This is a genomic window from Candidatus Zixiibacteriota bacterium, assembly GCA_020853795.1.
Classification (GTDB): Bacteria; Zixibacteria; MSB-5A5; order CAIYYT01; family CAIYYT01; genus JADJGC01.
Genome location: JADYYF010000127.1, coordinates 1 through 21579, shown reverse-complemented (window position 1 = coordinate 21579; position 21579 = coordinate 1). Strand labels below are relative to the sequence as shown.

Sequence of the window (21579 nt, the reverse complement as noted above, 5' to 3'; positions counted from 1 at the left end):
CTGGACCGGCAATTGACGCCGGCGGCCCTGCGCATTCTCACCGACAAGCCTGCTTACAAGTATATTCCCGGAGATCTGACGATCCCGGCCACCGCCGCGGAGATCGCCAAGGTCTGCCGCGAAACCTTTGGTCGGCTCGACCTATTGGTAAATAATGCGGGAATGTTCCTGATGGGCTCGGTCGAGGAATTTGACGAAGCCTCCTGGGATCGAATTATCAACGTCAATCTGAAATCGGCGTTTCTGGTGACGCAGGCCATGATCGGCATGCTCAAAGAGTCGCAGGGGCAAGTGGTCTTCATCAATTCCGTCGGCGGCAAAGTCGGACAGGCCAACTGCGCCGGCTACTGTGCCTCCAAGTTTGGACTACACGGATTGGCCGACTGCCTGCGATTGGAGCTGCGGCCGTTCAAAGTGCGAGTGACCTCCATATTCCCCAACAACATGAACTCTGCGGGAGAGACTATCTCAAATTCCGATCCGAAGCGGTATCAGCTGCTCGAAACCGCCGACGTCGCGCGACTGATCGGCGATGTCGCCGATGCCCCACCGTATGCGCAGATTCCGGAGATTCAGGTCTATCCGTTGGCCACCGAAGTCGCCAAGACTGAGCGGAAAGACTTCAAAGACTGAGGTCGCTACCGCGTCGATCAAACATTGTAGGGGCAGAACCGGTAATCGGCTACTCCCTTGGTGCAGTACATCAGCCGCCGCGGCTGTGAACGACCGTCGCCGTTAACGGAGTCGATCAGCAGTCCGTGCGGACAGCGCATGCACTTGGCCGGCTGCCCGTCGATCATCGTGCCGGTGAACTTGGCCTCACGAAACGTCTGAGTCGGCACCGGTCGATTGCCGGCATCATGAATCTTCTCGATTCCCCCGACGCGTCGAAAGACAAACCGGCCGCGGTCAATTTGCAGTTCCCCCTTCATATCGATCTCATCGCCGACCGCTACCTCCGATCGTCGATAGACGTCAAACGACAGCCGCGCATAGAAGGGGTCAAGGAATTGGTCGTAGCCGAAGATCCCTTCGCGAAAATAGAGCAGCACTCCCTGCCCGGCGATCCGGAGCGAGCCGTTGTTGCCATGATTCACCAGTAACGGATTAATGGAGGCCACTTCGCCGCGGACTTCGATGCGTTTGCCAAGAATTGTCTCCAACCAGTCTTCAAAGTCGGCCAGTTCGCGAGTGAAGGCATCGTACTCGGCCGCCTCCACGCGCAACTCCGGTTGATAGGCCTCTTTGAGGTCATAAAAGAACGGGCAGGAGAAGCAATCTTTGCCGACATGCTTCTTCTTGCGCGGACAGACGTGGCCGTCGTCGAATTTGCGGCAGCGCCAGCGGAAACTGAAACATCCCTGGGGGAAACAGCCCTTATTCTTGAGAATGTGCCACGCCGAGGTGCCCCGCTCGTGGTGCTTGTGCAGACGCTGCGGACAGAAGAACAGGTCGTCGCGTTTGTAGAGATTGCGCCACTGCCGCTGCATAATCGTGATACGCGATATCCGTCTGCCGCTTAAGGAGTTTCTCCCTACGATATAGGCGCCTCCCCTCACTTTTCCAGCGGATTCCGCCCTCCAGCGGGGTGTTTCATGCTGGAGCGGGACTGAACCACAACGCCGCCAACGGTATAAGCCCCGATTCGATCTTCCCCGAAAGATGGCAGAGTTCCTGCAAAGACTTCTCGTGAGCCGATGGGCGAAGGAGGAAGTTCGATGAAGGTGAAATTCACGCTGACGATGGATGATCTGACCGTGGATGACCTGCATTACGACGAAGTGGTCATCGACTGGATCAGCGAAGTCGAGCAGGAAGAAGTCCTGGATCTGTCGCAAAAGTGGATCACCTCCCAAAACTTCCTGACGCGCCGCATGATCGGCTTGCAGCGGGTCGGCGAGTCATCGTTGACCATCGAACCGCTGGATGAAAGCAGCATCCGGGACGAGAACGCCATGAGCGAATGAGGGAGGTTGCTCGGTGTTTCAGGCAGTCAAGGCGCATCTGATCCAGTTCGGCGGGGAAATCAGCCGAAATGCGGGCGTCGCCGTCGTCGACATTCACCGGCAGTTGCTGGCGGAGTGCGGGTTGGCGGTGACTCTGGCCATCTACCTGACGGTGGCCGCATTGACGCTCATGCTGATCTGGCGGATGGTCAAACTCTCCTTTGACATCGTGCGCTGTGTTGCACTGCCGGCGACGGCGGTCGCACTGCTGGGGGCCTGGCTGCTGCCGTTTCCGTTCCTCCACATCCTGCCGGTGGCAACGGCGGTGTTTGCCGTGCTGCTGCTGTTCAGGGGATAGCACGTTTCAGGCGCAGAAAGATCGCGAAGGTCGGACGTTTGGGGGCAGAAGGCTGGACAGGGATAACAAGATGAAACCGTTTCGTCGCCGTAAAAGAACCACGTGCCCGCTGTGCAATGCCCGCCTGACCAAGATCAACGGCGCGTTGCGCTGCCGGACATGCCGGATTGAGATCGTCGGTGACAGCTGCCGCTTCCTCAATCTGCCGCCATCCGTGCACATTGCCGCGAGCCGAAAACGGGGATAAGCGTCGTATGGACGCCAACATGCGGCCACAACACTGCCACATCTGCGGCCGGCCGATGCGGGAGTACAAAGGCGTGTACCTTTGCCTTCCCTGCAACGAGAAGTACGGCGAGTTCTATGGCTTCTTCAATTCGGCCTCCAAGGACTATCAGGACGCCAAAGATTTCGCCGTGATCGAGTGCCCCGGGGTGACGATCTACGACGACTCGAATACCCGCGTCGTCCAGGGGGTCAAGTGGATCAACGACCGCGATCATTCGCAGGGTTACGAGATCGTCGGTAAGCAGATTTTCGCCCCCAATCACATGAAGACGCGCCGCGTCCCCAAGGACAAAGCGAAGAACCTGAGTCGTTGCCAGTCCTGCCAGGACTTCACCGTGCGCATGCGCATCTACAATCAGCAAGTCGGCAAGTCGGAATACCAGCAAAGCTCTCCGCTCATGCCGAAAGATCCCGCCAAGTACCAGAAGCCCAGCATTCACGAAAAGTAAGCCGCCGCGGCTCGGCCGTCCGCAGTCTCAGATCGTCATGGCATCAACCCGGAATGCACAAGTATCCTCTATTGCGGCGATTTCCTGCTGCCGGTAGACAATGACCCTGACCTCCTCTGGCGGCAATTCGGTCAGCCGGAGTTCTCCGATGACGCGCCACTCGGCTTCCGGCGTCCAGTCCGCGACGGTAGAGCCGGCTTTCTGGAAGAAGGGGCGCTCCGACGGCGCGAGTCGCTCATAAAGTTCGTCGCTCCCGTAGATCGCCGGCCGACAGGAGAGTGCTTGAGTGGCCCCCCGGCCAATTGCGATTCCATAAGGCTCGAAATTGTAGTAGGTATACCGCCGTCGCCATCGCATCAGCTGGACTGCCTCTTGCGGTGTTCGCGCCGTCAGCGACACTACCGGAAACCCGCCGCGGATGAAGCGACTGCTGCCCCGAATGCGCCCCGACCTGAGTATCATCAATAAGATGTCGAGCGCCGATCGCGGGTAACGCTCCCTTGTCAGCAGATCGTGATAGAACTCGAATGCGGTTTCCTCCGGCAGCGGACCATGGTGTGAACGCGTCCAGTGCGTGAGGAGTGTCCAGTGCTCGCCATCGAGAGCCGAATTGAGACGTTGGGACTGAAAATCATAGTCGGGGCGATCAAACCCAGCGCAATAAGGAACCCGAAACCGGGTGTCGACGGCTTTGCCGGCGCAGCAACTCTTCTTGATCACCTCTTCGAGGAACCCACCGCTGCGAACTGATATCGGAATCAGTTGGTCAGCAAGCCAGGCTATTGCTTCGTCGCGGTAATGGGCGGTCGAGGTCGAGTCACGCTCCGCCGTTGGGCCGGACTGCACCAGGCTACAGCGGCTGCGATCGAGTTGGAACGACTTGACGATTGTGTCCGGGTCAATGCCCGGATCAAACACGATCACCTGTGAGCCGCCCCGAGTATTCACCAGATGGACGGCCAGCTCCCAGGTACTCAAGCCGGTCGAGGTCAGGAAGACGACTCCTTCGGACAGCAGCATCTCCACGGCCCGCGTTGTAGCTTTCACCCAGTCGTCGCTTCCACAGGGTCGCTTCGACTGGCGGGAATTCAGAATCGCGACCAACCGCCGGCCGGCGGAGAAGTCGGTAACCGTCTTGAGCATCGTCGTGGTGAGCAGAAAGCCATCCCTTCGGACAAAACCACCATGTTCGGGAGGTAAGCTAAGCGATCGGTGGTCAAAAAACAACCCGCGCTCTTTCGGACGCGGGTTGCAACGAACTTGTCTCCACAGGCGCGATCGCCTGTGTGTTACCAGAAGCTACAATTACTTCTTGGTTGACTTCTTCGTAGCCTTCTTAGCCGGCTTCTTGGCAGTCTTCTTAGCCGTCTTCTTGGCTGCTGTTTTCTTCATAGGTCCCTTCTTGAGGTTAGGGGTTGCTGCCTGAGCACGCTCACGACGAAGAGCGCCGCAGGCGTACTTGCGATATTACTCGCGTTTATGTTGATCGCTTCTTCAATCTCTCTGTTCGCTTCGTTTCTCATGTTGCGAGGGATAGATTCGACTTGCAGCAACATCAAATCAACAAAAACTTTTAACATTTCCGAAAATATCTGCGTGCGCATCACCGGCACGACCCGAGCCGCAGCGGCAAGGCGAATCATGGACATCGTTTTCACCCTGTAAAAATGCACGTAAACGTAGACTGCGGCAAGCTGCGCAGGCACGAGCGATCGTCGCCATCGCCGAAAACTTTTTTTGCGTGACGGCGGAAAATTCTTCGTCACGCCAACAAAAAACTTTTCGCGCCAGTCGACATCGCACGCGCCATCACCGCAAGTCTGTCATCGAACGTGCACTCGTCGTCCGGAAGTTGATCCCCCGGCACAGAAATCTGTCTCGGATTCGAATTGAGCCCAGTGGAAAAACTCAGGTCAACCTGGTAGCTCCCCCACGGCGGCACGACAGTTCTCCCCAACGAACAGCCGAACGGGCCCGTTCCAACAGCAGGGACCGGTGCCGGGCGCGAGAAAATCCCTTGACAATCGCGCCGCCGCTCGTTTAATCTCTGCCAGCAATGCGCCCATAGCTCAACTGGATAGAGCGTCTGACTACGGATCAGAAGGTTGGGGGTTCAAATCCTCCTGGGCGTATTTTGTTATCTTGGCTTGCTTCCCCACCACAGCGCATGACATCCCGGGTAGATCTTCATTTTGGCATGGCTCGCCCTTACTATGAATCTTCCCGTCCCCTCACCTAGATCAGTAGTGCACAACGCCCCGGATGCCGGCTGGCGCAACCAACAGGCCAATGTGGCGAAATGGTTGGGGGAGGGGGAAGACGGACTTAGATCAGCGGTAAGTACGGTACGGCAGTCAAATCAAGCGTCGCCCGCTCACCGCGATCCAGGCGAAAACAGCCGGCAGCGGCGATCATAGCGGCATTGTCGGTGCAGTAACGGAATTCGGGAAAAATCACTCGTAGCCCGTGCAGGCGCCCTTGTTCGCCAAACGCCTCCCGCAGGCGTGAATTGGCTGCGACCCCGCCGCTGACGGCGATCGTCCTGATATCGAGATCACGCGCTGCCGTGATGGTCGGCATCACCAGCATCTCAATGACTCGCTCCTGGAAGGCGGCACAGATGTCGCTCAAGTGGCTGTTGCGGAATTCCGCCGACTTGTCCTTGAGATAGACCGCCACAGCCGTCTTCAGACCAGAAAACGAAAACTGGTACTCGCCCGCTTTGAACTGCGACTTGGGAAAGCGATGGAAGTCACGATCACCTTCGCGCGCCAGCTTGTCGATCTTGTGGCCGCCCGGATAACCGAGTCCCAGCAATTTGGCGACCTTGTCGAAAGCTTCTCCGGCAGCATCATCCCGCGTCGAGCCGAGAATTGAGTACCGGCACCAATCCTCCACTTTCACCAGGAGGGTATGCCCGCCGGAGACGATCAGCGTCAGGAACGGCGGCTGGAGCGCCGGTACAGCCAACCGGTTGGCGAAGATGTGACCCTCCAGGTGATTGACACCGATCAGAGGCAGATTCCAGCCGTACGCCAGGGCCTTGCCAAAATTCAATCCGACCATCAGCGAACCGATCAGCCCGGGGCCGCAGGTAACTGCGATGCCGTCAATCGTGTCGGGAGTCACCGGGTACTTTCTCTGACAAGTCTCGAAGACCGGAATGATCTTGCGCAGCTGCTGGCGTGAGGCGATTTCCGGAACGATGCCGCCAAACTCGGCGTGCTCGACCTGGGAGTAAACGGCTTCGGCCAACACCTGAGAACGTGAGTCCACAACGGCGAAGGCCGTTTCGTCGCACGATGTTTCGATGCCCAGAATTCTCATCGCTTGCGGTAAACCAGGACAGAATCGACGGTGCCCCCGAGATGCACCATATCTGGCGGCAACTTGAACTCGAGCGGCACGCGCATCGAGTCGGCGTCGTAGTCGGGCGGTGCAAAGCTGACGGTCACATTGCGCGCAGACACTTGATCGGCGGTCGATTGCGGCGCCCCGACGCGGATTGAAATGGTTGCCGGTGCAAAGCCGTAGTTTCCGGCATCAAAGCCGCGCGGCGGCCGGACGGCGAGCCCCAGCAGCGGCCGTTCCAGCATCGGTTCAACGGCGACCGTGATCTGGACAGCGGAATCGGCCAGCGATAGACGAAGTGAATCCGGAATGACCAGCCGCACGAGCTGGGTGGTGGTCGCCGTCAGGCCGCCCAGTTCGCCGGTCTCGGTCTCCAAGCTTTGCAGCGACCGCAACACCGACGCCGGGCCGCTCACACTGATCATCTCCGGCTCCAGCTTCGGCCGACCGACAATCAGGTACCCCGCAGCCGGCTGCAGGTGGACCTTGCTTCTGACCAGGAGGTTCCGTTCGGCCTGCCGCTCAAAGTGCAGGACCAGTTTGCGCGGGGAAATCACCGCGACATTTTCGTAAACCTGGTCGAAAGCTGCCACCGCATCACCGTCGATCAGCTCGCGCTCGAAAGTACCTTCGCGGTACTCAGCCGCGCTGATTCGCAACTTGGGGTGACGGGCATCCAGCGCAAAGAGTTGCTTCCCGGAGGTCTTGACACGTACTACGGCCGTTTGGGGGAGAGCGTTCGTCTGGATCAGGCCAACCGGGACGTTGACGATCTGAATCGGCATCTCGATCTGGTATTCATAGGCCTTATTGGTGGCGACGTGCACCCACAGGAGTATCGCCAACAACACAGCCCCGATTTTGAGCGGCAGATTATGAAGCGGATTGAAGCGCATGGATCCTCACGCGCGGGCAGCCGCACTACTTATTCGACGGCACGATCGTCTTGCCGAACGAGATCTCGCCGTTATCGATGCGGATATTGAAGCCGCATTCCGGATTCGAGCAAGCCCACGCCTTGTAACGGATCGCGGCGCCATCGCGGCCATAGTCGGACAGAGGCAAGAGCTTGCCGGTCTTGCATCTGAGGCAATCCGGAAGTTGATTTTCCACCACACCACACTCCTTGAGCGAGTTACGATTGCATTACCGTGGTCGCAGGAGAAAGTATGATCTCGGACGAAATCTGTCAATCAAAAGATCACTTTGACCACAGGAGCGTCACCTGGTCGCGCCCGTCTTCATCCCAGCCGAGCATGATCAGGTCGGCTTTGCCGTCGAGATTCAGATCGTGGGCATCAACCGAATAGAGACGTTGCGCCGCCCGCGTTGCCACCGGCTTGTCGGAAAAGTGCGGGTTCTTGCTGCCGCGGTAAACTTCGAGTTCGTCATCATCGCTGATGCTGACCAGGTCGTTGATACGATCGTGGTCAAGATCGCCGTCGAGGCAGCCAATGTATTTCGTCGGGAGCCCGTTGCCGAAGAAGTCGATGGCGCAATTGATCTTCTTGGTGAACTTCGCCTGTTCAGCGAAGACGCCGCCGTCGGCCTCATAGATGTTCAACTCAACCGGCATGCGCTTCATCAACAGCGATTTCACCAGGCTGGTGGGACTGACCCCGACCGTCGCCAGGATGACCGAGGCCGCGCCATCGCCGTCGAGATCGGCGACAGCCATGCCGACACCATACTGATCAAGCACGATGCGTTTCGATGGCCGCTGCGGATAGCCGGACTGCGCATTGCCCAGGAAGATCTCCAGGATGGTCTTGAACTCGTCCTGTTTCCCTTGAGTGAAAACACGGCAGTAATCGATCACCTTGTCATTGTTGAGGTCGGCCAGCCCCCACGAGGTGAACCGCAGGTTCTCAAGGAACACGGCCCTGACCTCGAGGACCTGGTTCGGTACGCTATCGAATTGCATGTCCCCGACCTGGTGGCAAACCGACAAACCGCTGCCGGAGGCCACCAAGATGTCGTTGGTGCGATCAGTGTTCAGGTCCTGGACGGCAATCGTTGGCAGACTCACCGCGAAATCGCCCGTGCCCGGTTCGCTTAACAGATTTCCGGTCATCAGCCCGGCGCAACGGTGCTCCACCGTGATTGACTTTACCAACGTGTAGCCCGTGCGATCCTTCTTGAGTACGCGGATCCCATCCCAGCAGGGAACGACCGCCTCGAGCATCCGGTCTGAATTCAAGTCAAACATGAAGCTATAGTCCGCCACGAATTCCGGCGGCGGCACGGCAAACAGCCGGTCGAACCGGGCAGCCTCCTTGATCGGCGCGGCAAAGCCCCCGTCGTCAAAATCGATGACGTGAATCGACTCCAGGCCCAGAAGCACGATTTCGTCGCGACGGTCATTATCGATGTCGATGGTCTCGACGGCAAACACTGACCGTGGAACGTCCACGGCGAGCGCCGGCGTCGGCTCGAAACTGCGCGCGGAAGCCTCATGAAAGAGCAGCAGCCGGCGCCCCCGCGCCTGCTCGCGGGTCAAGACCATCAGCTCGCACGAGCCGACTCCGTCAAACTGGAGCGGTCGCGATAATATCACCTTTCCTTCAGGCGAGAGACTTTGGGCGACAAAGATGTCCGGATCGGCGGCCACAGCACTGCCGCATGCGACGACCGACAGTAGTACTGCAACGGCTACGAACGTGCGCAGCCAACCCGACTTGACGAATGGCGCACTGCAGGCGGCAACACCCCAATGCGAGGGCCCAAACATTATTATTCTATGGAGATGTCGCACCGTCATTATCTGGCTTTTGATCCCGCTCTCTGCCGGGCAGCCCGTTGCTCCCGGCTACCCCATGTCCCTATCTACTGACTTGAGCCGCTTCAAGTTGCCTAAAAGAACAACCACAACTCAGGCCGCACCCCTCCGTCGTAAGCAGATAAAGAGAACACTGCACATTGTCAATCAACTATTACTACTGCAACCAGTCGCTGCGGTCGAAATTCTTCCAGAAGAAGCGGGTGGCGCCGCGATCAGTACCGATCCAGATGTAGTCGCCGTCAGCCGCCAGACTTCGGACCTCGAGCGAGATCAGTCCGTCGCTGGTCGTGTAGCGATACCAGCTTCCCTTCGCGGCGTTGAATCGATACAGACCATCACGCCCTCCGACCCAGATTATGCCCTCATCCACCAACAGCGTCGTCAGCGTCGCATTACGAAATACCGTCGCGCGGTCGTGGACCGTGTAGCTGTAGTCATTCAGGTTGACAATCACGACGCCATCATCGCCGACGGTAAAGAGCAGAGAATCCACGACCTGAATGTCGTACACCGGGGCGCGCAGGTACGGCGCGTCGAACAGCATCCGTTTCCAGGTGCTGCCGCCCCAGGTCAGCGACAGGACGCCGATATCAGTTGCGGCGAAAATGGTCGAGTCACGCTGGTCGAAATCAAACACCGTCAATCGCGCCGTCAGATCGGTATTGGCAGCATAGAGCGTGTCGCGAACATAGTCAAAGATCGTAATTCCTTCGTTCGTTCCGATCAGCAGGTTATTCTTGATCGAGTGCAACGCCGTCACCCGTTCACCCGAGAGACCATCAAACGGCGAATACGACTGGAAGGTGTGCGCGCGTCGATCCATCCGCACCAGGCCGAGTTCGGTGCCAATCCACACCGATTTGCGATCATGCGTCACGGTGTAGAACTGGTCGGAGATTATACCGCGGTCGCGGCGGGCATCAAAGTACTCCCAGTGGTCGTCGTCGCGGTCGTAGTAGCTGATCGTTCCCGGCAAACCCTGCCCGCCGCCGAGGAACCACATTTCGTTGGCGTCGATGTCGAGATCCGCCACATCGTCGTCATACGGTCCTTGCGGCATGATCTCGAGATTGCTGATTGTCAAGTCTGCCAGAGCCGGCCCCAGTCCCCAGACGCCCATCCAGGCGAGGTTGTTGTCATCGCGGAGCATCTGGGTGATCCGATATTCGAGGAGGTTGCGATCAGTCAGGATATTCGGCACAAAAAACGAATAGCCGGGCGGCGTGAAGAGCTGCGGCATATCGACCGCCGTAAACGCCGTCGGCTGGACTTTCTCCACCGGGAAATTGATCACAGTTGACCAATCCTCAAACGTCGGATTGTAGTAGCTCGCGCCGACCGGTGTATCCACCCAGATCTCGTCGGTCATTCGGTCGACGGCGAATCGGCGGATGCGATTGTCGGGCAGGCCGTCCGAAACCGTGATCGGGTCGAGCCAGCGCTCGTTGATCTTGTCGTAGCGCAGAATACCACCCGTAGTAGCGAAGTAGATGGTGTTGAAACCGCGCGCGATCCCCGTGACGAAGCGCGAATTTGTAAAACTCACCCAGTCACCGGGCTGATAGAAGCGGTAAATCCGTTGCGCGTGCAGTCCCGCCGCAGTCACGAACACCAGGACCGCCAGCAAGCCGAATCTATGCGTTAAGGACGTCAAGTGCCGCCTTTGCCAACACGGAGATTCCGGTCTTCATGGCCGTTTCGTCAGCCTTGAATGAAGGGTGATGCAGCCCGTAGGTCGCGCCGATAGCCTCATTCCTCACGCCGAGCCAGAACTTTGCGCCGGGAACCGCGTTGACGTAATGTGCGAAATCTTCGCCGCCCATCGAGGGTGTGCGCACCGGACTCAGGATGCTCGCACCATAAAGACTCTGAGCGGCAGCGCGCAGAACGCGATTTGTCTCGTCGGCATTCACCAGGGGCGGATAACCCCAGGTGAATGTGAGATCGGCCACGCAGTTATGGGCTCTGCAGGTTTTCACCGTGATCGCCTCGATTCGGCGCGCAAGGAATCGCAAGTGTTTCTCCGTTAATGACCGGGCTGTTCCTTCCACCCGGCAGATATCAGGTATGACATTCCGCGCAGTCCCGCTTTCAATCTTACCCACGGTGACGACTGCGGGTTCAAAGGGACTCACTTCTCGTGCCACAATTGTCTGCAGTCCGGCGATAACCTGCGCCGCCGCGGCGATCGGATCGTGAGTCAGATGCGGATAGGCTCCATGGCCGCCCGTCCCGCGAATCGTAATGTCAAAATCCAGCGTTCCGGCGCACATGGTGCCGGGACGAATGCCGACACGTCCGGCGCGCCGGTGCGGGTCGACGTGCAGCCCGAAGATCATGTCAACTTTCGGGTTTTCAAGCACGCCTTCTCTTACCAGAGCCTGGGCACCCCCGGGCGGCGACTCCTCGGCCGGTTGATAAATCAATTTGATGATGCCGCGGTACTCTCTGCGCAGTTGCATGAGGACGGCGGCTGTCGTCGTGACGGTGGCCATGTGCATATCATGTCCGCAGGCATGCATTCGGCCAGCATGGAGCGACTTGAAGGAATAGTCGGTCTGCTCCGTAATCGGCAGACCGTCGATGTCGGTACGGATTGCAACGCAGCGCCCCCTGCCGTTGCGGATTTCAGCGAGGATGCCGGTACCGGCGATACTGCGAAATGGAATTCTAAGCCGCTTTAATTCTCGGCGCAAAAGCGCGGAAGTCTTGAACTCGGTCCAGGCGGTCTCCGGTATCCGATGCAACGCCCGGCGCAACCCCACGGCGCCGCGGAAGTGCCGACTGGTCAGGCTGATGACTTTGTCTGACAGCGACTTGTCCATGTATCCCGTAATATACTCCCTTAGTTCACTTCGCGCTACGTCAAGATAGCACTTCCCAGATATTGTGAAACTAATGAATTTGTGGTCTGTTCAATAGAGATGACGATAATCTGGCAGTAAACGACAACTCTCTTGAGGAATTCTTGATGAATCGCTGGTCCCCATTCTCGCTTCCCTTGTTTTCAACTGCCGGAGTGGCATTGCTCTGGCTCGCCGCCGGCTGCAACGACAAGAGCGTTCCGCCGACTAAACCGGTGCAGATCGTCAACGGTGAGTCCTACTTTCCGATGCATGACGGCGACATCTGGTATTACAATTCCGGCAATTTCATTTACCAGGTTGACGGCGATACGACCATCGACGGCGTCGTCTGCAAGCGCGTGCTCAAGGGCGGGGAGACGGACCAAGCCTGGACAGTCAATTCCCAGCGGTTTGCCGTTCACCTGCTTGAAGGATTCATGTGGCTCGATCCGCCGCTCGACATTCCGCTGAATCTCGTCAAGAACGAACCGCACCAGTTCAGCTCCCTTGGCCTGGTCGCGGAAGGATTCGTCTCGGATGCCGATTCATTTCGAATCTCCGGCACCCTGACTTTCGGCGGCTACGTCAAGCGCACCATTAATCTGGTCGAACTCGACAGCTGCATCCAACTCGACTATATCTCGAAAACCCGGATCTATTTCAAAAACGGCACGACGCTGGACGACGACGCTGCCTATTCAGAGTATTACGCCCGCGGTATCGGCCTGATCTACAACGGCGACATCGGATTGGACGAAGCGATCATCAACGGCGTCCATCTTCCGACAGCCGGACCGTAGCGCCGTCAGCCACCATGTTTTTTGTTGCCAGCCCGGGCGGCGAATGGTTTTCATGTTTCAGTTTGGCGCAGACGGTGACGATAAACGGATAATGGGGTCATAGTTAACGCCTAACCGAGTTGAGTCTTATGTCGAAGAATCTATTCCATAATCCTGCATCCGGCCTGATCTTGATCGGGCTGCTCGCACTCGCATCCGCCACCTGCCTGATCTCTTGCGGCGATACCAGCACCGATGGTAACCCCAAGAGCAATTGGGTCATCAACGGCGTCCTGGCACACAACGGCGAGACCGGTCTCGTCAACGTGTACTTCGAGCTTGCCAAAGACGACGCACCGTACATTTCCGCGATCCTGAAAGTCGACGGGCAGTCAGTCCAATCCAACGCGAATGGAACTTACACGGCTACGCTCGATCCTGACTTGCTGGCGGATACCTCCGAAATCGAGATTTCGACGCCGATCGATCAATTTCAGTTTAAGTATCTGATTGCTGTGCCGGACAGCTTCAGCTTTGACTTCGACCAGTTACCCGGCAACCAGGTCTTTGCGGCGACCAACGTCGTCAACGTTCGCTGGAACGCTTCGAATTTTCGCGGCTACCCGGGCGGGTACTTTGTCGTGACCAAGCCAGCAAGTTCGGCCAACCCGGCCAGCGGCGAATTCGGTCTCTTCTCCGGCCAACCGGGGACGATTTCTCGTGACGCCTTCCGGACAACTCAAGGCGATTACCAGACCGGCAACTACAATGTCTGGGTCGTCGCCCGTGTCGCGGAACCGTTTTCGATTCCGGCTCTGCCGTTTGCGATTCCTGCCGGCGTTTTTGTTCCCAATATTGACCGCGTCGGTGTCACCGGACAGATTGGGGCGCTGTACATTTCACCGCACAAGGTTATTACTGCGGTCGCCGGTATTTAGGAATGGGCCGTCGACTTTTCGATCACCTGCGTTCGCTGACAACTGAATCGCGCAATCCGCACTCACGGCGTCTGGACCGACTGTCGACGGTTCAAGTGCTGCGCCTGATCAATTCTCAGGACAAACTGGTCCCCTTGGCTGTCGCCCGAATTATCCCGCAAATTTCGCCCGTCGTCGAGAGCGTCGTGAAGTCCTTCCGCTCCGGCGGCCGGCTGATTTATGCGGGTGCCGGCACCTCCGGTCGACTCGGCGTGCTTGACGCCGCTGAGTGCCCGCCGACTTTTGGCGTGCCGCCACGATTGGTGTCTGGCATCATCGCCGGAGGGCGGCAGACGCTGGTGCGCTCGCGCGAAGGAGTTGAAGACGACGTCTCCGCGGCTCGCGCCGACATTCGCGCTAAGCGCCTCACCAGCCGCGATACCGTGATCGGCATCGCCGCTTCCGGCCGGACCCCTTATCCACTGACTGTCCTGGCGGAGGCCAAGAAGGCGGGAGCGACGACCGCGTTCATCGTCTGCAACGCTGCCAACGAGCGACCGGACTTCGTTGATTTCTGGATTACTCCGGTCGTAGGACCGGAAGTGTTGACCGGGTCAACCCGGATGAAAGCGGGCACGGCCTGCAAGCTGATCCTGAACATGATCTCCACGACCGCCATGGTGCAGATCGGCAAGTGCTACGGCAACCTGATGGTTGATTTGCGTGCGACCTCGGCCAAGCTGGTGGAACGGTCGCGACGAATTCTGGTCGAATTGCTGGGAATTTCCTACGCCGAATCCGGCCGATTGCTGCGCAGCGCCCGCGGCGAGGTCAAGACGGCACTGGCGATGAGACTGCTCGATCTTGACTACGCATCGGCGCGCCGGCGCCTGAAGGCCGCCGACGGCAGGCTCGCCCAACTGCTTCAAAAGTAAACATGATCAAGGTAATCGACCCTTGCCCACCACCAACCGCGGTGTTGGCGGACGGTGACTCTTGTCGATGCCATCACCGCTAAAGCCGGCCGCCGGCTTTGACGATCCAACCGTTATAAGACCCTGAAAGGACTGCGTTTGGAGAACCTCCATCAGTACCACCGCTATGCTTATTCGGTGGGAGAAGTCGCCGCCTTGCGTGACCTCTTCCTGGGGCTGATGCGCGGCATCAAAGCGAGCCGCCAGTATCCGCCGCAGCATCCCATCCCGTGCCAATTCAAGCAGGCCTTCCGTGAGCAACTGCGTTCCTACTTTGAGCTCGCCGACCGCCTGGCCGTCCAAGTGAGCTTTGACGCCATCGATGTTGACGGCGAGACGATATACCGCGGCGCCGTCGGCATCGACAATATCGCGCACTTGTTGCACCGGGATGGTATCCGCAGCCTGGAAATTCGCCCGAATGTAACGGAAGCGGAGATTGAATCGTTCTTCGACGCCTTCGTCGTCTGTTCGAGCACCGAAATGTCCCGCACCGATATCGTGAATCTGTTCTGGCAGGCGGGTTTGGTCAACATTCACTGCGAAGTCGTCGATACGTTCGAGCCGGGCGAGTTAGCCGAAGTTGCCCTCGATCTTGGTGAGGAGGCGTCCGCGCCCAAGACCGCAGCCGCAGCCGTCGAGCCGGTACGAACATTAAATTGGCCGCAACCCGGCCCGGAAGCACAGGTCCAGGCCGAACAGCACCGGAACTTCCTCGTGCAGGCCTACGGCGATATTACGCACTTCTCGGAGCCGGAACAGCATAAGCTGGCCCAGCTGCTGGAAGAAGATCGGGGTAAGGATCTCAAGACGGAAGTCGTACAACTCCTGCTACAGCTGTGTGCCGAGTCCGACAACATTCAGGACTTGCGGCTGACTACGGAATCACTGCAAGCGGCCTTTGACCGGCTCATCGACGACACCAAGTTTGAGATCCTCATCGCGATCCTTGAGCACGTGCGCAGCCTGAATGCCTCGCAACAGATCGACTCCCCGGCGGCGCGCAAACGCCTGGTGGAGTTCGAACAGCGCTGCGGCGACAGCGTGCGCCTGAAAATGATTGCCACGGCACTGAATCGTGTCGAGGAGATCGAGCTGGAGCCGGTCCGACGCTATCTCAGCCTGCTCGGCTGGGAATCGCTCAACAGTCTGATCTGGATGCTGGGTGAGCTGTCCCACTATCCGGCGCGCAAGATGGTCTGTGACTTGCTCGCGTTCCGGGGCGCGGAGAAACTCGACATCCTGGGCGGCGCGGTCTTTGACAGCCGCTGGTTTGTGGTCCGCAATGTCGTCTGGGTCCTGGGCGAAATGAAAAGCGAACGGGCTATCAGTTATCTGCAAAAAGCCGCCAAACACACCGATAACCGCGTGCGCGCCGAAGTCGTCAAAGCCGCTGCCAAGATCGGTGGTGAACCCGGCGCCGGTGTGCTGCAGGCGCTGCTGCAGGATCCGGTCGAGCGGGTGCGCGCCATGGCGCTGAATGAACTCGGCCTCAATCGCTCCACCGCCGCTTTCAAGGCGCTGGGCCAGTACGTGCGCAGCAAGGAGTTTTTTGATTTCACGTCAGCCGATCAACGGCAATTTCTGGAGGCGTTCGTCCGCTGCGGCGGTGACGAAGCGGCCAACTACTGCGTCGAACTGGCCGGCCGCAGCGGGCTGTTCGGGAAAGCGCGGCTGCAACGCTTGCAGGAGGCCGCGATCCACGCGCTGCAATTCTCCGATGCCGCCATCACGCCGGGCGCGTTGGAACGGCTGAGTGAGGATGCCCGCACCAATATTGCCGTCGCCGCGCGTCGGGCACTTAAACAACTTCACAGCCGCCTGGGGGGCCGTCATGAGTGACGAGCAAATCATCGCTCCACGCTTTGCCTCGACCGAGGAACGGGAATGCTCGTTGCTGGGCCAGAACTTCATCAATCAGTTCTGCATCTTTCTTAAGACGTGCCGCATCTACGACCCGGATAACAATAACTACAGGCTGCAGTTGGTGCTCACGAACGACCTGATCCAGGATCATTTCCGTCAGTTGGGCGATCTGACGTTACAGCTGCAGTCTGACTACCTGTTCTATTGCGGCGTGCGCCTGCGGACCGAGTATGATCTGGAGTCGAATGCCGTCTATTTGATCGAGTTTTTCCGCAAACTGGGAATCTCCGGCTTCATGTTCGATATTGGCTTCACGTCGGAAGGGCTGCGGCAGGTGGTGAAGCTGCTCCTTGCAGCGGAAGCCGACGGCGTCAACAGTTACGACGAAATGTTGCGCCGCTGGCAACAAGCGGGTGTGGAATTCGTCGAAGTCCTGCCTCCCATGGTGGAGTCGCTTGAGCAGGCCGACCAGAGTCGCCAGCGCCGGTTGTTCGCCAAGAAAGCCTTCTTTTCCGCGATCAGCAATCTTAAGTCCGTGGTTTCGGCCATTGGCGCGAATCGTTCGGTGGACTTGACGCGCACCTCGCGAGTCATCCATTCGCTGGTCGACCAGGTTATTTCCGACGACGCCTACCTGCTCGAACTGACAGCGCTACAGGCTCATGATGAGTACACCTTCAAGCACTCAACCAACGTCTGTGTGTATGCGATCTGCCTCGGCAACAGCATCAAGCTCAATAAGACGGAATTGGCCAACCTCGGGTTCGCTGCGCTCTTTCACGACATCGGCAAGACGCGCTTGCCCCTGCAAATCCTCAACAAGCCAACCGAGTTTGACGAAGCGGAGTGGGATTTGGTCCGCAAACACCCGACCTACGGCGTGCTCGCCATCGCCAAGACCATGCCGTTCGACGAGAACTCCTGCCGGGCAATCCTGGTGGCCTTTGAACACCACTTCAACCTCGACGGCAGCGGCTACCCCTACGTCAAATTCCAACGGCGGCTGAATCTCTACAGCAAGATCGTCGCAATTTGCGACGTCTTTGACGCTTTGACCTCGGGACGCGTCTACCGCAAAGACGCCGTCTCGCCGGAGCACGTGTTGCGCAAGATGTTGGAGCAGGCCGGCACCAAATTCGAGCCGACGCTGCTCAAAGCCTTTATCAGCACCGTCTCGCTCTATCCGCCGGGGACGCTGTTGCTGCTCGACGACGGCCGGCTGGCAATGGCGATCGGCCGCAGCCGCCACGATCTGTTCCGGCCGCGGGTCAAGATCATCGGGGATATGTTTCAGCTTTACGAAATCGCCGAAGAGGTAGATCTCAGCCAGCGCGATGAGGTCGGCAACTATTACCGCTCGATCGTGCGGGCCATCGAACCGCAAGAGTTGCCGGTGAACCTCTCGCACTACATCCTGCAATCCTTTCAATGAGTGAATCTCCCATCTACTCGAGGGCTGTATGACCAAACAAACTTTTCCCGATCGACCCTGGGTCATGGTCGTCGATGACGAGGAAGTGATCACCCGTCTTCTGGAAACTCAGTTGCGGCGACTCAATTATAATTCGGCGGTCGCCCACTCGGCGGCGGAAGCGCTGCGAGTGATGCACGAAGCGCCGCGGCCGTTCGACCTCTTGATTGCTGACTATAAAATGCCGCAAACGTCCGGTATCGAGCTGGCGGCACAGGTTCACTCTGCCTACCCCGCAATGCCGATCATTCTCTGTACCGGCGACGATACCGCGCTCCGCGGGCTCGATCTGGGCCGCCACGGCATCATCGCCGTTGCGCTCAAGCCGCTGACTCCAGTCGAATTCGCCCGCTTGCTGGAAGCCGGCTTGGACACCGGCGTTTGAAGTTCCGTCCCTACCCGACAGCTCTGACAATCTTCGATTGACATTCTCCGGAATTTACCGGAATATCCTCCTCGCGGTTGTACGATTATCGACCGCTTTCGTCTCTGAATACAAGTAACCGGATCGCCGGTCGGCGATTCTTATCTCGATGCGAGGTACTATGCGTTTGCAGTTTCGGCTGCTGCTGGTTATTGCCGCCGTAGCCGTCGTTTTGACTTCGATCTCCCTCTACAGCCTGCCGCGTTTGGCGGCCGAGCATGCGACCCCGTGTGTCTCGTGCCACATCAACCCCAACGGCGGCGGCATGCGCAACGAGTTCGGCAATTTTGCCGTTGCCTATAACGAGCGCTGCTTGCAGGCCACCAAGGAGTGGCTCGGACCGAACAAACTGCGTCCGCGCCTCTCCGACAATGTGACGTTCGGCCTGGATTACCGCGCCTTGTACATCGAGTCCGGCCGCACTCTGCAAATGCAGGCTGACCTGTATCTCGCTGTCGAACTGCTGAAACACGTCTCGTACAATCTGACGCTCGGCCAGAGCAATGTCCGCGACAGCTATCTGCTGCTCAAATTCAAAGATGAACACTACTGGATCAAGGCCGGCCGCTTCTACCCGGCCTTCGGCCTGCGCGATCCCGACCATAACGCTTATGTGCGCACCGTTCCTCTACTGGCGCCGGAATTGACCGTGGATGGCCTGTCCATTGGCGGCAATTTCCTCAACGGCTCCAATATTACACTGGAATTCTATGCTCAGGAAGGTCAGCGAGTACTGACGTTCCATTCTTTCCGCGCCGGCGCAGTTGGACCGGTGGGGTTTCTGACCGGCGTGTCGTGGCGGCAGTCGGAAGAATTGCCGGACGGTTATCGGTTCAACCCCATCGCCAAATCTGCCTTCGGCGGACTCTCCTATGGCCGCCTGACCGCGCTGGGTGAAGTCGGCGCCGTCGGCAAGGGCAACGAGCAACGTACCGCTTACGGTCAGCTGGCCGCGCGCATCATGTATGGCTTGCACGTCCTCGCCGAATACAATTTCCACGACCCCGACTGGCACGTCAAGTCCGGCACCAACGAGTTCTGGCGGCTCTCGATCGAGTGCTTCCCGATTCCGTTCGTGGAAGTCCGCCCAGCAGCGACGATCATCGGCGCCGGACCGCGCAAGAATCAAGTCGACTACTTCATTCAGTTTCATGTGACGTATTGAGGCCGTAATCATGCTTCCTCGCTTTGTTCGCTCTGCACCACCGTTGCTGCTGACTACTTGCGCACTCCTGTCATCGCTCGTGCTTGTGATCAACTCCTGCGTCGATCATGGCCGCGTGGTTGACGACGGCAGCAATAATCCGCCGCCGCTGCTGACGGTTTCATTCAAGGATGATGTTCATCCGATTCTGCTCAACTCCTGCGCATTCAACAGCTGCCACGGCGACATCAATCCCCAGCACGACTTTAAAGTATCCACCTACGCCGATATCATGCGGGTCAGTTCGCTGCATGGACGCGTGGTTATTCCCGGCGATGCTTCATCCAGCGCTCTCTACATTGCGATCAGCCCCCGCTATCGCGAGATCGGCCTGCAGTTCCGCATGCCGCAGTTTAGCGATTCGCTCGCCTCTGACCAGCAAACGCTGATTCGCACGTGGATCGACGAGGGCGCCAATGACAATTAAGATGGGAGGAATAATGAAGACGCGCTTGCGCCTGCTCATGCCGGCCTTGCTGGCCACGATTATTGTCTTTGCCGCGCCGCTGCAACTTCGCGCCGAGCGCTTCTATGTCGCCGGTGCGCCGGAATCCGACACGGTGCGCTTCGAGTCGCAGGCAAAACTCGAATTCATCGAAGGCACCACCCACAGTATTGTTGGCTATCTGGACTTCGTCCCGGCCAATCCCGCCTTCCCTGTATCGGGCAAGCTGCGCGTCGATGCCGCCTCACTCAAGACCGGCATTGATCTACGCGATGAACACATGCGCGAGCGGCACCTGCAGACCAACGAGTACCCCTTTGTCGAATTCGAACTGCAGTCGGTCGTCGGGCTGCCCGCTGTTATGACGCCCGGCACCTCATTTCCGATCGAGGTTTCCGGCCAGTTCACGGTTCACGGGGTCACAAAGGCCATCAAAGCCAAAGCAACAGCGACCGTGACTACGGGCGCGGACGGGAAACCAATGCTGGCGGTGACCGCCAGATTCCCGATCAAGCTCGATGACTACGGCGTGCCGCGCCCGAAAGCGTTATTCCTGAAGCTGGCCGAAACTCTGGATATCACGGTCACTTTCGTCGCTTCGCCGGCCAATCCCAAGGTCGAGCTATAGGATCCCTTTCCAGCTCCACTGGTTAGCTGCGCTGTCGCCGTTTTTCATTGACCGGTGACTCCGTATTTTTCCCCGAAATCGTTGATCGGCACTCCTCTTTTGGATATATTGTGAGCAATCTGTCCGCCGTTAGGGCGGGCCCAGCTGGTTGCAGACAATTGGGCAGTTTGCCCGTTCTGAATAAGGAGTTTCTATGAACGTCTTCGAATTCGCGATGAAGATGGAAAAAGACGGCCAACATTTTTATGAAAGCGAAGCTTCGCGCACCAAACACCCGGCCCTTCGCAAGATCTGGCTACAACTCGCCGGCGACGAAATCAAGCACTACGAAATCTTCAAGCGCCTGCGCGACGGGGAAATCCAGGAAGCCAAAGCTATGTCGGAGCTGGGCACCCAAATTCTCGCCAGCGCCAAGACGATCTTCGAGCAACTGCCCCGAGGCGAAGCTGACGCGAAATTCGGCGACGATGTCATTGCGGCCTGGAACAAGGCACAGGACATCGAACGGGAAACCGAAAAGTTCTATCGCGACAAGTCCAAAGAAGAGAAGGTCCCTGAAGTTAAGCGGGCGTTCGGCCTCTTAGCTGATGAGGAGCATAAGCACGTGGTTCTCATTGAGCATGTCCTTGAGTTTCTGCATCAACCCAAAAGCTGGCTCGATGACGCCGAGTGGAGCAACATCTCCCAGAACTAGAACCGCTCACGACGGCATCCAGCAGGGGCGTATCAAGGCATATGCCCCTGTTTTGTCGGAAGACTACGCTACGATGAAATCATCCAGGAGGAATAACCATGGGTAACTACCGTATGGCTCACCCGACCAACGAGCCGATTTATTCATACGCCCCCGG

The 21579-nt window shown here is 58.2% G+C and carries 23 protein-coding genes and 1 tRNA gene; 15 read left to right on the top strand and 9 right to left on the bottom strand.

Annotated features, from left to right (window positions below; genetic code table 11):
• Positions 1–633: SDR family NAD(P)-dependent oxidoreductase (locus IT585_09955; GenBank protein ID MCC6963562.1), on the top strand; the 633-nt coding region annotated here is incomplete at its 5' end.
• 17 nt (positions 634–650) lie between these two features.
• Here the strand turns inward: IT585_09955 and IT585_09950 are convergent.
• Positions 651–1490 carry a hypothetical protein gene (locus tag IT585_09950; GenBank protein ID MCC6963561.1) on the bottom strand — a complete coding sequence of 280 codons (840 nt, stop codon included), beginning with the start codon at positions 1488–1490 and terminating at the stop codon, positions 651–653.
• Positions 1491–1718: 228 nt separating this feature from the next.
• On the opposite strand from IT585_09950, the gene IT585_09945 reads away from it, so the two are divergent.
• The 3 genes from IT585_09945 (at position 1719) to IT585_09935 (ending at position 3041) form a co-directional block, all read left to right on the top strand.
• A complete protein-coding gene (locus IT585_09945; GenBank protein ID MCC6963560.1) occupies positions 1719–1967 on the top strand; it encodes a hypothetical protein in 249 nt (82 codons plus the stop codon).
• A gap of 13 nt (positions 1968–1980) precedes the next feature.
• Entirely contained in the window at positions 1981–2304 is a 324-nt protein-coding gene (locus IT585_09940; protein MCC6963559.1) for a hypothetical protein, read from the top strand.
• A gap of 254 nt (positions 2305–2558) precedes the next feature.
• Positions 2559–3041 (top strand): hypothetical protein, encoded by a 483-nt coding sequence (locus IT585_09935; GenBank protein MCC6963558.1) that lies wholly within the window; start codon positions 2559–2561, stop codon positions 3039–3041.
• 27 nt (positions 3042–3068) lie between these two features.
• Here IT585_09935 and IT585_09930 read toward each other — a convergent pair whose 3' ends face one another.
• Together IT585_09930 and IT585_09925 are read right to left on the bottom strand one after the other, a co-directional pair.
• Positions 3069–4184, bottom strand: a complete 1116-nt coding sequence (locus tag IT585_09930; protein ID MCC6963557.1) for a hypothetical protein — start codon at positions 4182–4184, stop codon at positions 3069–3071.
• A gap of 245 nt (positions 4185–4429) precedes the next feature.
• Entirely contained in the window at positions 4430–4690 is a 261-nt protein-coding gene (locus IT585_09925; protein MCC6963556.1) for a hypothetical protein, read from the bottom strand.
• Between the two features lie 409 nt (positions 4691–5099).
• Here IT585_09925 and IT585_09920 point away from each other — a divergent pair.
• A tRNA-Arg gene (locus IT585_09920) sits at positions 5100–5173 on the top strand.
• Positions 5174–5366: 193 nt separating this feature from the next.
• On the opposite strand, the gene tsaD is transcribed toward IT585_09920, so the two are convergent.
• The 6 genes from tsaD to IT585_09890 all read right to left on the bottom strand — a co-directional run bounded on the left by tsaD (position 5367) and on the right by IT585_09890 (position 11999).
• The gene (tsaD, locus tag IT585_09915; GenBank protein ID MCC6963555.1) at positions 5367–6368 is read right to left on the bottom strand and encodes a tRNA (adenosine(37)-N6)-threonylcarbamoyltransferase complex transferase subunit TsaD; all 1002 of its coding nucleotides are present in this window, start codon (positions 6366–6368) and stop codon (positions 5367–5369) included.
• A complete protein-coding gene (locus IT585_09910; protein ID MCC6963554.1) occupies positions 6365–7288 on the bottom strand; it encodes a YbbR-like domain-containing protein in 924 nt (307 codons plus the stop codon). The genes tsaD and IT585_09910 overlap by 4 nt, the downstream gene beginning before the upstream one ends.
• A 25-nt stretch (positions 7289–7313) precedes the next feature.
• Positions 7314–7505 (bottom strand): hypothetical protein, encoded by a 192-nt coding sequence (locus IT585_09905; GenBank protein ID MCC6963553.1) that lies wholly within the window; start codon positions 7503–7505, stop codon positions 7314–7316.
• 88 nt (positions 7506–7593) lie between these two features.
• Positions 7594–9123, bottom strand: coding sequence for a VCBS repeat-containing protein (locus IT585_09900; protein ID MCC6963552.1), 1530 nt, complete (start codon positions 9121–9123; stop codon positions 7594–7596).
• 205 nt (positions 9124–9328) lie between these two features.
• Positions 9329–10786, bottom strand: coding sequence for a hypothetical protein (locus IT585_09895; GenBank protein MCC6963551.1), 1458 nt, complete (start codon positions 10784–10786; stop codon positions 9329–9331).
• A gap of 22 nt (positions 10787–10808) precedes the next feature.
• Positions 10809–11999: an amidohydrolase gene (locus IT585_09890; GenBank protein ID MCC6963550.1), complete on the bottom strand. Its 1191-nt coding sequence runs from the start codon at positions 11997–11999 to the stop codon at positions 10809–10811.
• Positions 12000–12145: 146 nt separating this feature from the next.
• Between IT585_09890 and IT585_09885 the strand changes: the two genes are divergently transcribed.
• The 10 genes from IT585_09885 (at position 12146) to IT585_09840 (ending at position 21422) form a co-directional block, all read left to right on the top strand.
• The gene (locus IT585_09885; protein MCC6963549.1) at positions 12146–12820 is read left to right on the top strand and encodes a hypothetical protein; all 675 of its coding nucleotides are present in this window, start codon (positions 12146–12148) and stop codon (positions 12818–12820) included.
• Positions 12821–12948: 128 nt separating this feature from the next.
• Complete coding sequence (locus IT585_09880; GenBank protein MCC6963548.1) at positions 12949–13737, top strand: hypothetical protein; 789 nt, start codon at positions 12949–12951, stop codon at positions 13735–13737.
• Positions 13738–13739: 2 nt separating this feature from the next.
• The gene (murQ, locus tag IT585_09875; protein ID MCC6963547.1) at positions 13740–14651 is read left to right on the top strand and encodes an N-acetylmuramic acid 6-phosphate etherase; all 912 of its coding nucleotides are present in this window, start codon (positions 13740–13742) and stop codon (positions 14649–14651) included.
• 138 nt (positions 14652–14789) lie between these two features.
• Entirely contained in the window at positions 14790–16532 is a 1743-nt protein-coding gene (locus IT585_09870; protein MCC6963546.1) for a HEAT repeat domain-containing protein, read from the top strand.
• Complete coding sequence (locus tag IT585_09865) at positions 16453–17988, top strand: HD-GYP domain-containing protein (GenBank protein MCC6963545.1); 1536 nt, start codon at positions 16453–16455, stop codon at positions 17986–17988. The genes IT585_09870 and IT585_09865 overlap by 80 nt, the downstream gene beginning before the upstream one ends.
• 28 nt (positions 17989–18016) lie before the next feature.
• Positions 18017–18412, top strand: coding sequence for a response regulator (locus IT585_09860; GenBank protein ID MCC6963544.1), 396 nt, complete (start codon positions 18017–18019; stop codon positions 18410–18412).
• 160 nt (positions 18413–18572) lie between these two features.
• On the top strand, positions 18573–19616 hold the full coding sequence (locus tag IT585_09855) for a hypothetical protein (GenBank protein MCC6963543.1): 1044 nt from the start codon (positions 18573–18575) through the stop codon (positions 19614–19616).
• Between the two features lie 10 nt (positions 19617–19626).
• Entirely contained in the window at positions 19627–20082 is a 456-nt protein-coding gene (locus IT585_09850) for a hypothetical protein (protein MCC6963542.1), read from the top strand.
• A gap of 13 nt (positions 20083–20095) precedes the next feature.
• Positions 20096–20728, top strand: a complete 633-nt coding sequence (locus tag IT585_09845; GenBank protein ID MCC6963541.1) for a YceI family protein — start codon at positions 20096–20098, stop codon at positions 20726–20728.
• Between the two features lie 214 nt (positions 20729–20942).
• The gene (locus IT585_09840) at positions 20943–21422 is read left to right on the top strand and encodes a ferritin family protein (protein ID MCC6963540.1); all 480 of its coding nucleotides are present in this window, start codon (positions 20943–20945) and stop codon (positions 21420–21422) included.
• The last annotated feature ends 157 nt before the right edge of the window (positions 21423–21579 follow it).

What these genes read in the sequence shown, in the direction of transcription:
- IT585_09950 (MCC6963561.1), bottom strand. Translation starts at nt 1,490, where the DNA reads ATGCAGCGGCAGTGGCGCAATCTCTACAAACGCGACGACCTGTTCTTC.
- IT585_09945 (MCC6963560.1), top strand. Translation starts at nt 1,719, where the DNA reads ATGAAGGTGAAATTCACGCTGACGATGGATGATCTGACCGTGGATGAC.
- IT585_09935 (MCC6963558.1), top strand. Translation starts at nt 2,559, where the DNA reads ATGGACGCCAACATGCGGCCACAACACTGCCACATCTGCGGCCGGCCG.
- IT585_09930 (MCC6963557.1), bottom strand. Translation starts at nt 4,184, where the DNA reads ATGCTCAAGACGGTTACCGACTTCTCCGCCGGCCGGCGGTTGGTCGCG.
- IT585_09925 (MCC6963556.1), bottom strand. Translation starts at nt 4,690, where the DNA reads ATGTCCATGATTCGCCTTGCCGCTGCGGCTCGGGTCGTGCCGGTGATG.
- tsaD (MCC6963555.1), bottom strand. Translation starts at nt 6,368, where the DNA reads ATGAGAATTCTGGGCATCGAAACATCGTGCGACGAAACGGCCTTCGCC.
- IT585_09910 (MCC6963554.1), bottom strand. Translation starts at nt 7,288, where the DNA reads ATGCGCTTCAATCCGCTTCATAATCTGCCGCTCAAAATCGGGGCTGTG.
- IT585_09900 (MCC6963552.1), bottom strand. Translation starts at nt 9,123, where the DNA reads ATGTTTGGGCCCTCGCATTGGGGTGTTGCCGCCTGCAGTGCGCCATTC.
- IT585_09890 (MCC6963550.1), bottom strand. Translation starts at nt 11,999, where the DNA reads ATGGACAAGTCGCTGTCAGACAAAGTCATCAGCCTGACCAGTCGGCAC.
- IT585_09885 (MCC6963549.1), top strand. Translation starts at nt 12,146, where the DNA reads ATGAATCGCTGGTCCCCATTCTCGCTTCCCTTGTTTTCAACTGCCGGA.
- IT585_09880 (MCC6963548.1), top strand. Translation starts at nt 12,949, where the DNA reads ATGTCGAAGAATCTATTCCATAATCCTGCATCCGGCCTGATCTTGATC.
- murQ (MCC6963547.1), top strand. Translation starts at nt 13,740, where the DNA reads ATGGGCCGTCGACTTTTCGATCACCTGCGTTCGCTGACAACTGAATCG.
- IT585_09865 (MCC6963545.1), top strand. Translation starts at nt 16,453, where the DNA reads ATGCCCGCACCAATATTGCCGTCGCCGCGCGTCGGGCACTTAAACAAC.
- IT585_09860 (MCC6963544.1), top strand. Translation starts at nt 18,017, where the DNA reads ATGACCAAACAAACTTTTCCCGATCGACCCTGGGTCATGGTCGTCGAT.
- IT585_09855 (MCC6963543.1), top strand. Translation starts at nt 18,573, where the DNA reads ATGCGTTTGCAGTTTCGGCTGCTGCTGGTTATTGCCGCCGTAGCCGTC.
- IT585_09850 (MCC6963542.1), top strand. Translation starts at nt 19,627, where the DNA reads ATGCTTCCTCGCTTTGTTCGCTCTGCACCACCGTTGCTGCTGACTACT.
- IT585_09845 (MCC6963541.1), top strand. Translation starts at nt 20,096, where the DNA reads ATGAAGACGCGCTTGCGCCTGCTCATGCCGGCCTTGCTGGCCACGATT.
- IT585_09840 (MCC6963540.1), top strand. Translation starts at nt 20,943, where the DNA reads ATGAAGATGGAAAAAGACGGCCAACATTTTTATGAAAGCGAAGCTTCG.